Source organism: Streptomyces sp. MnatMP-M17 (assembly GCF_900091995.1).
Classification (GTDB): Bacteria; Actinomycetota; Actinomycetes; order Streptomycetales; family Streptomycetaceae; genus Streptomyces.
In genome coordinates this window covers 1-9,987 of record NZ_FMDK01000236.1, presented here as the reverse complement: position 1 = coordinate 9,987, position 9,987 = coordinate 1, and the positions used below count along the sequence as shown (strand labels likewise).

Below are 9,987 nucleotides of genomic sequence, written 5' to 3'. Positions count from 1 at the left end.
CGGGTGGCGGCGGGAGTGCCGCTGCGGCCCGGCGCCCGCCGGCTGCTGGCCGAACTGGAGCGCGCCGAGGTGCCGTTCGCCCTGGTGAGCGCGTCACCGCGGGCCGTGGTGGACTCGGTGGTCGCGGGCTCGCTGGCCGGTGTCGGCTTCGCCTTCACGCTCTCCGCCGACGACACCGTACGGACCAAGCCGCACCCCGATCCCTACCGTGCGGCGGCCGAACGGCTGGGCGTCGGGCCCGGAGCGTGTGTCGCGGTGGAGGACTCGCCGGACGGCAGCGCCTCCGCGCAGGCGGCCGGCTGCGCGGTGCTGGTGGTGCCCTCGCTGCTGCCGGTGGAGCCCGCGGCCGGACGGTACTTCGCGGGCAGTCTGGAGGAGGTCGATCTCGGCGTGCTGAGAGGCTGCGCTCCCGGGCACGGACAACTCCTGTAGCAGCGCCTGTAACGGGCCTGTTAACAGCACCGGGAGACCGTCCGGATCCTGGAATCGCGGAGCTGTCAAAGCGTGATTCTCGCCACGTTTGATCGGTGCTTGGCTCATATGAGCTCGATATGAGTGGCTGCATTTCTGAAAGGGATGGCGCACTGCGCCATCCCTTTCGTGTTCATCTTCTGAACTCAGACGTCGATGTCTCTGCTCATATGAGCATGTCGCGTCATGGGCGGGTCATGCCCGCTTCGAGGGATGAAGACGTGGGACAGGGCCACCCGGCCCCGGGTCACTTTCGATCTGGTGGCGGACGGGTGGTTAAGGCCGTATGACAGGCAAGTGGACGTACCCAGGCACCTTCGATCTGGGTATGTTCCTCGCCGTCAGGGCAGCCACCGCGTCCTCGAGGAGTCGAGACCCGTGTCGGAAAACAATGATCCCCACTCAGCCTCAGCCGAGAAATTCGTCTATGACTTCACCGAGGGCAACAAGGATCTCAAGGACCTGCTCGGCGGCAAGGGCGCCAATCTCGCCGAGATGACCAACCTCGGGCTGCCTGTCCCGCCGGGCTTCACCATCACCACCGAGGCCTGCAACATCTACCTCGACAGCGGTACGGAACCGGCCTCCCTGCGTGAGGAGGTCAGCGCCCATCTCGACGCCCTCGAACGGAAGATGGCCAAGAAGCTCGGACAGCACGACGATCCGCTGCTCGTCTCCGTACGCTCCGGCGCCAAGTTCTCCATGCCCGGCATGATGGAGACCGTCCTGAACGTCGGCCTCTCCGACGCCTCCGTGGCCGGGCTCGCCGCCCAGGCCGGTGACGAACGCTTCGCGTGGGACTCGTACCGCAGGCTCATCCAGATGTTCGGCAGGACCGTGCTCGGTGTCGACGGCGCGCTCTTCGAGGAGGCGCTGGAGGAGACCAAGCAGGCCAAGGGCGCCGCGACCGATGTGGATCTGGCGGTCGAGGACCTCAAGAAACTGGTCAAGCGGTTCAAGAAGATCGTCTCCAGGGAGGCGGGCCGCGACTTCCCGCAGGATCCGCGCGAGCAGATGGATCTCGCGATCCGCGCGGTCTTCGAGTCCTGGAACACCGACCGCGCCAGGCTCTACCGCCGCCAGGAGCGCATTCCCGGCGATCTCGGCACGGCCGTCAGCGTCTGCTCCATGGTCTTCGGCAATCTCGGCCCCGACTCCGGCACGGGCGTCGCCTTCACCCGCGACCCGGCCAGCGGCCAGCAGGGCGTGTACGGCGACTACCTCCAGAACGCCCAGGGCGAGGATGTCGTCGCGGGCATTCGCAACACGGTGGCGCTCGCCGAACTGGAGGCCATCGACAAGAAGTCGTACGACCAGCTCATGAGCATCATGGAGACGCTGGAGACGCACTACCGCGATCTGTGCGACATCGAGTTCACCATCGAGCGCGGCCAGTTGTGGATGCTCCAGACCCGTGTCGGCAAGCGCACCGCCGGCGCCGCCTTCCGGATCGCCACCCAGCTCGTCGACCAGGGGCTGATCGGTGAGGCCGAGGCGCTCCAGCGCGTCAACGGCGCCCAGCTCGCCCAGCTCATGTTCCCGCGCTTCGACGAGGACGCCAAGCGTGAACTGCTCGGACGCGGGATCGCCGCGTCGCCGGGCGCGGCCGTCGGCAAGGCGGTCTTCGACTCGTACACCGCCATCAAATGGTCCAGGTCCGGCGAGAAGGTCATCCTCATCCGCCGTGAGACCAATCCCGACGACTTGGACGGCATGATCGCCGCTGAGGGCATCCTGACCTCGCGCGGCGGCAAGACCTCGCACGCCGCCGTCGTCGCCCGTGGCATGGGCAAGACCTGTGTCTGCGGCGCCGAGGAGCTGGAGGTGGACACCAAGGCCCGCCGGATGACGGTGAACGGGACCATTGTCGAGGAGGGCGACGTCGTCTCGATCGACGGCTCGACCGGCAAGGTCTACCGCGGCGAGGTGCCCGTCGTACCGTCGCCCGTCGTCGAGTACTTCGAGGGCCGGATGCACGCGGGCGCCGACGACGCCGACGAACTGGTCGAGGCCGTCCACCGGATGATGGCGTACGCGGACCGCCGCCGCAGGCTGCGGGTGCGCGCCAATGCCGACAACGTCGAGGACGCCCTGCGCGCCCGGCGCTTCGGCGCCCAGGGCATCGGGCTGTGCCGTACGGAGCACATGTTCCTCGGCGAGCGCCGCGAGATGGTCGAGAAGCTGATCCTCGCCGACACGGACGACGAGCGTGAAGCGGCGCTCGCCGCGCTGCTGCCGCTCCAGAAGAAGGACTTCATCGAGCTGTTCGAGGCGATGGACGGGCTGCCCGTGACGGTCCGGCTGCTCGATCCGCCGCTGCACGAGTTCCTTCCCGACATCACCGAACTGTCGGTACGGGTCGCGCTCGCCGAGGCCCGCAAGGACCACAACGAGAACGATCTGCGCCTCCTCCAGGCCGTGCACAAGCTCCATGAGCAGAACCCGATGCTCGGTCTGCGCGGCGTACGGCTCGGTCTGGTCATTCCTGGGCTCTTCGCCATGCAGGTACGGGCCATCGCGGAGGCCGCCGCCGAGCGCAAGAACGCCAAGGGCGATCCGCGGGCCGAGATCATGATCCCGCTCGTCGGTACGGTCCAGGAGCTGGAGATCGTCCGCGACGAGGCACAGCAGGTCATCGCCGAGGTGGAGGCCGCCACCGGAGTCGAACTCACGCTGGCGCTCGGCACGATGATCGAGCTGCCGCGCGCGGCCCTGACGGCAGGCCAGATCGCCGAGGCGGCGGAGTTCTTCTCCTTCGGCACGAACGATCTCACGCAGACCGTCTGGGGCTTCTCCCGCGACGATGTGGAGGCGAGCTTCTTCACGGCGTATCTGGAGAAGGGCATCTTCGGCGTCTCGCCGTTCGAGACGATCGACCGGGACGGTGTGGGCGCGCTCGTGCGGAGCGCGGTGGAGGCGGGCCGTGCCACCCGGCCGGGACTGAAGCTCGGCGTCTGCGGTGAGCACGGCGGCGATCCGGAGTCGGTGCACTTCTTCCACGAGGTGGGCCTGGACTACGTCTCCTGCTCACCGTTCCGTATCCCGGTGGCGCGGCTGGAGGCGGGCCGCGCGGCGGCGTCGTCGGCGGGCAGCGACTCGCGGTAGGCCGCCGGCACGGGCACACGGCGGTTCTGCCGCCGCCGTGCCCGTCCGTCGCCGCTGCCGTACGAAGACCCCGGAGCCGGCCGCCGGTTCATCCCGACCCTCACCGACCCGGCGGGCGGCTCCGGAACACGATGAAGGGGCGGGCGCCCGTGCGGAGGCGTCCGTCCCTTCGTCGATTCTCCGCCTCATTCACCGGGCACATGTTTTCTTCAAGCGCATTGAGCAACGCGTTACGGGCTTCTCCCGCGGCGCGGTGGAGCGCGGCCGGTGGATCCCCACCCACCGACCGCGCTCCCTTTCCGAGAGCCGGACATGGAGCCGCAACCCCGACCGACCGCCGCCGGGCGGGCAAAGCCCCCCACGGCCTTCGCCGCGCCTATTCGGCCGTCCGGGTTTCCTGCCCGACGCGGTACAGCTTTTCGGCTGGGATGTGGTGGCCGCGATGCGTTTCAACTGTGGCTGAAACACCGTGGTAACCAGCTGTGATGGCATGCATACTCGGTGTCGGGGAGATTGTGGATGCAAACAGGTGGGGATTCGATGCTGCGTATTCATTTCACCGGGAAGGACCTCGGCGGGGTCCGGATGGCCGCCGGTCCCGATCCGCTCTGGGAAACGATTCTCAGTTTTCATCGAATAAGGGATCGGCGAGGCCCTCTTCTCTTCGGGGAATGGCGTAAGGAAACACGGACCAGGTTGAAAGGTGAAACAGTACCGATCTCCGCGCTGGTGCCACGGCGTGGCTATTTCCCCGATTTCCTGACGCCCATTGAAGGGCGGGCAGGCTTTGAGACGGGCCTCGACGCACTGCGCGCCACACCGCCCGAACGGGTCCGCGCCGAACTCGCCCTGCTCGCGGTCGGGCGGGCCGGGGCCGGTCACCACGGAGCCGGTCACCTCGGAGCCGGTCATGAGGGCGGTTATGGGCCCGGGGCCGGCCGGCTCGGGGCGCTTGTCGACGCGCTGCGTACGTACCACCGGGCCGCGATCGAGCCGTACTGGCCGCATATCCGGGCCAGGACCGAGGCGGACCGCGCGCTGCGCGGCCGGGCCCTGCTCGACGGCGGCGCCGACGAACTCCTCGGCACGCTGCCTCCGATGCTGCGCTGGCGCTCACCGGTGCTGGAGGCCGACTATCCGGTCGACCGCGAACTGCGCCTGGACGGACGAGGGCTGCTCCTCCAGCCGTCCTTCTTCTGCCGTGGCACGCCCGTCGTCCACCGGGATCCGACGCTGCCGCCCGTGCTGGTCTATCCCGTGACCCACTCCGACGCGCCGACCGTCACGGAGCGCCCGGGGCCTTCGCTCGGCCGGCTCGTCGGCCACACCCGCTCGGCGGTCCTGCGGGCCATCGAACACGGCTCCACGACCAGTGAACTGGCCCGCAGGACAGGCGTGTCACTCGCCTCCGCGAGCCAGCACGCGTGCGTACTGCGCGAGGCGGGGCTCGTGGTCACGCTGCGCCATGGCAACGCCGTACTGCACACCCTCACACCACTGGGCGCCGCCCTGCTGAGAGGCGGCGCCACCGCGGACGGGCGTTCCGTACGGAGCGACGGGCGTTCCGTACGGAACAGCGACGGGCGTTACGCGCGGAACGGCCCGGTCACCTCGTAGGTGATACCGGCCGACGAACTGCCGCTGGTGCCACGCTGGCTGGAGAAGTAGAGCCGCTTGCCGTCGGGCGAGAAGGCCGGTCCGGTGATCTCCGAGCCGGACTGGCCGCCGATGCGCAGGAACGGCGCCACGACATCGTTCGGCGTGATGATGCAGATCTCCATGTTCCCGCCGTCCTCGGCGACGAAGAGATCGCCGGACGAGGAACCGGTCACATTGTCGACGCCGGTCAGCGGCGCCGTACCGGACACCAGCGAGTCGTCGTAGGCCAGCTCGATGGTCCCGGCGGCCACGTTGTACTGCCAGACGCGATTGTCGCCCTTGGTCGTGAACCAGCAGGTGTCGTCCGCGTAGTAGCAGCCCTCGCCGCCGTTGAAGCGCTTGGCGCCCGAGACCTGGTTACGGGTGGCCGTGGCGCCGGTGGGATCGGGCACGGTCTTCCAGGTCACCGGGCCGCTGGTGGCCGTACCCGCGACGAGCACCTCAAGACGGCCCGACGACAGATCGCCCCAGATGGTCGGAGTGAAGCGGTAGAAGCAGCCGTCGGTGGTGTCCTCGGTCAGATAGATCGTCTGGCGGACCGGGTCGGCCGCGGCGGCCTCGTGCTTGAAGCGGCCCATGGCGTCGCGCCGTACCGCCGCCTTCGCGCCCCACGGGTCGGTCTCGTACACATAGCCGCGGTCCACCTCCTCGCAGGAGAGCCAGGTGTTCCACGGCGTCTTGCCGCCCGCGCAGTTCTGCCGGGTGCCGGAGAGGATCCGGTAAGCGCCGGTGATCGCGCCGGTGGCGGAGAAACGGACCGCGCTCGCGCCGCCCGACGGATCGATCTCCGAGTTGGAGACATAGATCCAGCCGGTGCCGTCGGCGTAGCAGGCGCCGCCGTCGGGTGCGCTGTGCCAGGTGTACGACGTGCCCGTGACCGGCTGCCCGGAACGGGCGATCACCCGGCTGGTGAAGCCGGCGGGCAGACGGATGTTGTTGGCGTCCGCCGCGCCGAGTGCTCCATAGGGGCCCGCGCCCGGCTGGGCGGGCGCGGCGATGGCCGCTCCGCGCCACAATGTGCCGCCGAGTGCGGCGGCAGAAGTGCCGATGACCGCTCCGCGCAGGAAACTGCGACGTTCCACTGGTCGCTCCATGGGGGTGTGGTGACCGTCCCGAGACGCCGGACGGCGCCACGGGGTCGCACGCCGCAGGAGCCTAGGGGCCGCGTATGGCCGGTGGTTGAACGGGTGGTGAGGCGAAGCCGAGCCGTAGGGCGCCGGCCTGTCCGTGTGTGTGTGGCGTACGGCGTTGGTCTGCCCCGGTCCGGCGGCAGGGACACGTGCGATACCCGGATGTGCGAACTCGTGCCACGTCCGTTGACGAACACCACCTCCGCCTCTACCTTCCGAACAGCGCTCTCGAAACTTTCTGTGAACTTTCCGAAATCACACGAGAGAGGGACGATCGTGAGAAAACCTCGGATCTTATCCGGAGTCGTGGCAGCCGTCTCGGCACTGACCGCGGCGACCGTCGCCCTGGTCGGACTCGCCGCTCCGGCGCACGCCGCGGATCCCGTCCTGCGGGACCTCGCCGCGGCGAAGGGCATCTACTACGGCACCGCCGTCACGTCCTCGAAGCTGAGCGGTACGTACGGAGCCGTCACCGGCGCCCAGTTCGACTCCATCACTCCCGCCAACGAGATGAAGTGGGGCACGGTCGAGCCGAACCGCGGCAGCTTCAACTGGGCCGGCGCCGACCGGGTGGTGGACTTCGCGGAGGCCAACGGACAGCAGGTACGCGGGCATACGCTCGTCTGGCACAGCCAGATGCCCAACTGGCTGGCCAACGGCTCCTTCAGCAACACCGAGCTGCGCACGATCATGACCGACCATGTCACCACCGAGGTCACCCGCTACAAGGGTCGGATCGACCACTGGGACGTCGTCAACGAGCCGCTCAACGAAGACGGCACCATGAGAGGCAGCAAGTTCTACAACCAGCTCGGCGAGTCGTACATCGCCGACGCCTTCCGTGCCGCGCGCGCCGCCGATCCCGCCGCCAAGCTGTACATCAACGACTACAACACCGACGGCACGGGTCCCAAGAGCAACGGGATGTACTCCCTGGTCCAGCGGCTCAAGGCGCAGGGCGTACCGATCGACGGCGTCGGCTTCCAGGGTCATCTCATCCTCGGCCAGGTACCGGCCACGCTCCAGGCCAATCTCCAGCGCTTCGCCGACCTCGGTGTGGAGGTGGCCATCACCGAACTCGACATCCGGATGACGCTGCCCGCCACCGACGCCAAGCTTGCCCAGCAGAAGGCCGAGTTCAAGGCGGTCACCAATGCCTGCCTCGCCGTGGCGCGCTGCGAGGGCGTCACCGTCTGGGGCTTCACCGACTCCGACTCCTGGATCCCGGACGTCTTCCCGGGCGAGGGCGCGGCCACTCCGTACGACGCCGGCTTCCAGCCCAAACCGGCGTATTACGGGATCGCGGAGGCGCTCGGCTGGACCGGTGACGGTGGCGGCGGCGATCCCACACCCACCACCGGGTGCGCCGTGACCTATGCCGTCCAGAGCCAGTGGAACACCGGCTTCACCGCCAATGTGACGGTCAGGAACACCGGTACCTCGCCGGTCAACGGCTGGTCCCTGCGCTGGACATGGCCCTCTGGCCAGAGCGTGACCCAGGCCTGGAACGCCACCGTCACCCAGTCCGGCGCGCAGGCCACCGCCGTCAACGCCGCCCACAACGCGGCCATCGCGCCCGGCGGCTCCGCCACCTTCGGGTTCAACGGCGCCTGGAGCGGCGGCAATACCGCGCCGGGCGCCTTCACTCTGAACGGGGCCGCCTGCGCGGTCGCCCTGTCGTAGCGGCTGGTTTTAGCGGTTTGTCTTAAAGCGGCCAGCCGTAGCGGTTTGTCTTGGCGAGGCAGAGGGCGCGGGCATGGGCGGGAACGCCGGTATATAGGGTCGCGGTCGTGCCCGACATACCGCTGACCACGCTCGTTCTGCTCTGTCTCGCCGCCGCGGCGGCCGGCTGGATCGATGCCGTGGTGGGCGGCGGCGGGCTGCTGCTTCTGCCCGCGATGCTGCTCGGCCTGCCGCACACTCCCGCCGCGCACATCCTCGGCACCAACAAGGCGGTCGCCATCGTCGGTACCTCGGGTGCGGCGGTGACCTATCTGCGGAAGGCTCCGGTCGATGTCAGGACGGCGGTACGGATCGGCCTCGCGGCCCTCGCCGGCTCGATGACCGGAGCCTTCTTCGCGGCCGGGATCAGCAGTGAGGTGCTCCGGCCGGTGATCATGGTGGTGCTGCTGGGAGTGGCGGCCTTTGTGATGCTGCGGCCGTCCTTCGGCCGGGCACGGCCGGGCGGTCCCGTCACCCGGGCGCGTACGGTCATGGCGATCGTGCTGGTCGGCGGTGGCATCGGCTTCTACGACGGGCTGTTCGGACCCGGCACAGGAACGTTTCTTGTGCTGGCCCTCACGGCCGTACTCCACCTCGATCTGGTGACGGCCTCCGCCACCGCGAAGATCGTGAACGTCTGCACCAACGCCGGCGCGCTCGCCATGTTCGCTCACCAGGGCACGGTGATGTGGCGGCTTGCGGCGCCGATGGCGGTGTTCAATCTGGCGGGCGGGATGTTCGGCGCGCGGACGGCGCTCAAGAAGGGCAGTGAATTCGTGCGCGGAGTGCTGCTGGTGGTGGTGTTCTCGCTGGTCGCGAAGCTCGCGTTCGACCAGTGGACCGCGTGAGTCCGGGGCGCGTGACCCGTGGGCGCGGGCGCGTGTGGGGCTATTTCACGCCGGTGAGATGGGCGTACGCCACGACATTGCCCTTGTAGCCGGTCTTCTTCGAGAAGCCGCCGCCGCAGGTGATCACCCGTAGCTCCGGCCGGTCGGTCGATCCGTAGACCTTGCGCTCGGGGAAGTCGGCGTTCTCGTACACCTCAAGGGCGTCGACGGAGAAGACGGCGGTACGGCCATCCGCCCGGGCCACTTCTATGCGCTGGCCCTTTCTGAGGGTGCCCAGCTTGTAGAAGACGGCGGGCCCGCGCGCGTTGTCGACATGGCCGGCGATGATCGCGGAGCCCTTGGCGCCCGGTGACGGGCCGTCCTTGTACCAGCCCGCGACATTGCGGACTCCGGTCGGCGGTACGTCCAGACTGCCGTCGCGGTCCAGTCCGAGCCCGAGGAGCGGCGTGTCCACTTTTATCGCGGGGATGCGCAGTGCGACCGGAGCCGCGGACGACATCGGGGCGGCGGCCGGTGCGACACGGTGCCCGGAGCGTGTGCCGGAGCCGGCGTCGGCACTGGAGCCGGAGCCTGTGTCGTCGAAGGACTCCGAGGCGGGCGGTGTGGGCGGAGTGACCTGCTTGGAGCCGTTTCCCATCAGCCAGACACCGATACAGATGGTTATGGCTATCGTCCAGCCCGAGCCGCCACGGTGCCTGTTGCAGTAATGGCCGTAGCCCTGCTGGTGGTTGTAGCCGTATCTGCTGTCGTAGTTGTAGTCGTAGTCGCAGTCGTCCTTGCAGCGGCGACGGCCGCTGCGGTAGAAGCTCATGAATCCAGTCCTCCGGATGAACGGTTCCCCGGGTACGGGATACGTACCAGGGAGCCTGGATGGGGTTCCCCGCCCCGGTCGGCGGTGGGCGTGACCAAGGCGTGACCAGGGCGGGGACGGGAGGCGGAACCGGTGCGGGGCCGTGGAGACCGGCCCCGTCAGCGTTCCTGCGCGCCGCTCGCCCGGCGGCGCAGGCGCAAGGTCCCGCCGACGGCGGCAGCGGCCACGACGGCCGCTCCCA

Annotated in this window: 7 protein-coding genes; 5 read left to right on the top strand and 2 right to left on the bottom strand. The window is 68.8% G+C overall.

What is annotated here, in order from left to right:
• From GA0115259_RS11425 to GA0115259_RS11415, 3 genes are all read left to right on the top strand, one after another.
• Positions 1-432: HAD family hydrolase (locus GA0115259_RS11425; protein ID WP_141716530.1), on the top strand; the 432-nt coding region annotated here is incomplete at its 5' end.
• A gap of 417 nt (positions 433-849) precedes the next feature.
• Positions 850-3,576: a pyruvate, phosphate dikinase gene (ppdK, locus tag GA0115259_RS11420; RefSeq protein WP_093594655.1), complete on the top strand. Its 2,727-nt coding sequence runs from the start codon at positions 850-852 to the stop codon at positions 3,574-3,576.
• Positions 3,577-4,116: 540 nt separating this feature from the next.
• Complete coding sequence (locus GA0115259_RS11415; RefSeq protein WP_176732508.1) at positions 4,117-5,193, top strand: ArsR/SmtB family transcription factor; 1,077 nt, start codon at positions 4,117-4,119, stop codon at positions 5,191-5,193.
• On the opposite strand, the gene GA0115259_RS11410 is transcribed toward GA0115259_RS11415, so the two are convergent.
• Positions 5,163-6,317, bottom strand: coding sequence for an alkaline phosphatase PhoX (locus tag GA0115259_RS11410; protein WP_093594652.1), 1,155 nt, complete (start codon positions 6,315-6,317; stop codon positions 5,163-5,165). The two genes, GA0115259_RS11415 and GA0115259_RS11410, sit on opposite strands and share 31 nt — an antisense overlap.
• Before the next feature lie 354 nt (positions 6,318-6,671).
• Here GA0115259_RS11410 and GA0115259_RS11405 point away from each other — a divergent pair, with 354 nt between their 5' ends.
• Together GA0115259_RS11405 and GA0115259_RS11400 are read left to right on the top strand one after the other, a co-directional pair.
• Positions 6,672-8,048: a glycoside hydrolase family 10 protein gene (locus GA0115259_RS11405; RefSeq protein ID WP_256097978.1), complete on the top strand. Its 1,377-nt coding sequence runs from the start codon at positions 6,672-6,674 to the stop codon at positions 8,046-8,048.
• 107 nt (positions 8,049-8,155) lie between these two features.
• The gene (locus tag GA0115259_RS11400) at positions 8,156-8,935 is read left to right on the top strand and encodes a sulfite exporter TauE/SafE family protein (protein ID WP_093594646.1); all 780 of its coding nucleotides are present in this window, start codon (positions 8,156-8,158) and stop codon (positions 8,933-8,935) included.
• Between the two features lie 40 nt (positions 8,936-8,975).
• Here GA0115259_RS11400 and GA0115259_RS11395 read toward each other — a convergent pair whose 3' ends face one another.
• Positions 8,976-9,572: a class F sortase gene (locus GA0115259_RS11395; protein WP_237539920.1), complete on the bottom strand. Its 597-nt coding sequence runs from the start codon at positions 9,570-9,572 to the stop codon at positions 8,976-8,978.
• Positions 9,573-9,987: the final 415 nt, after the last annotated feature.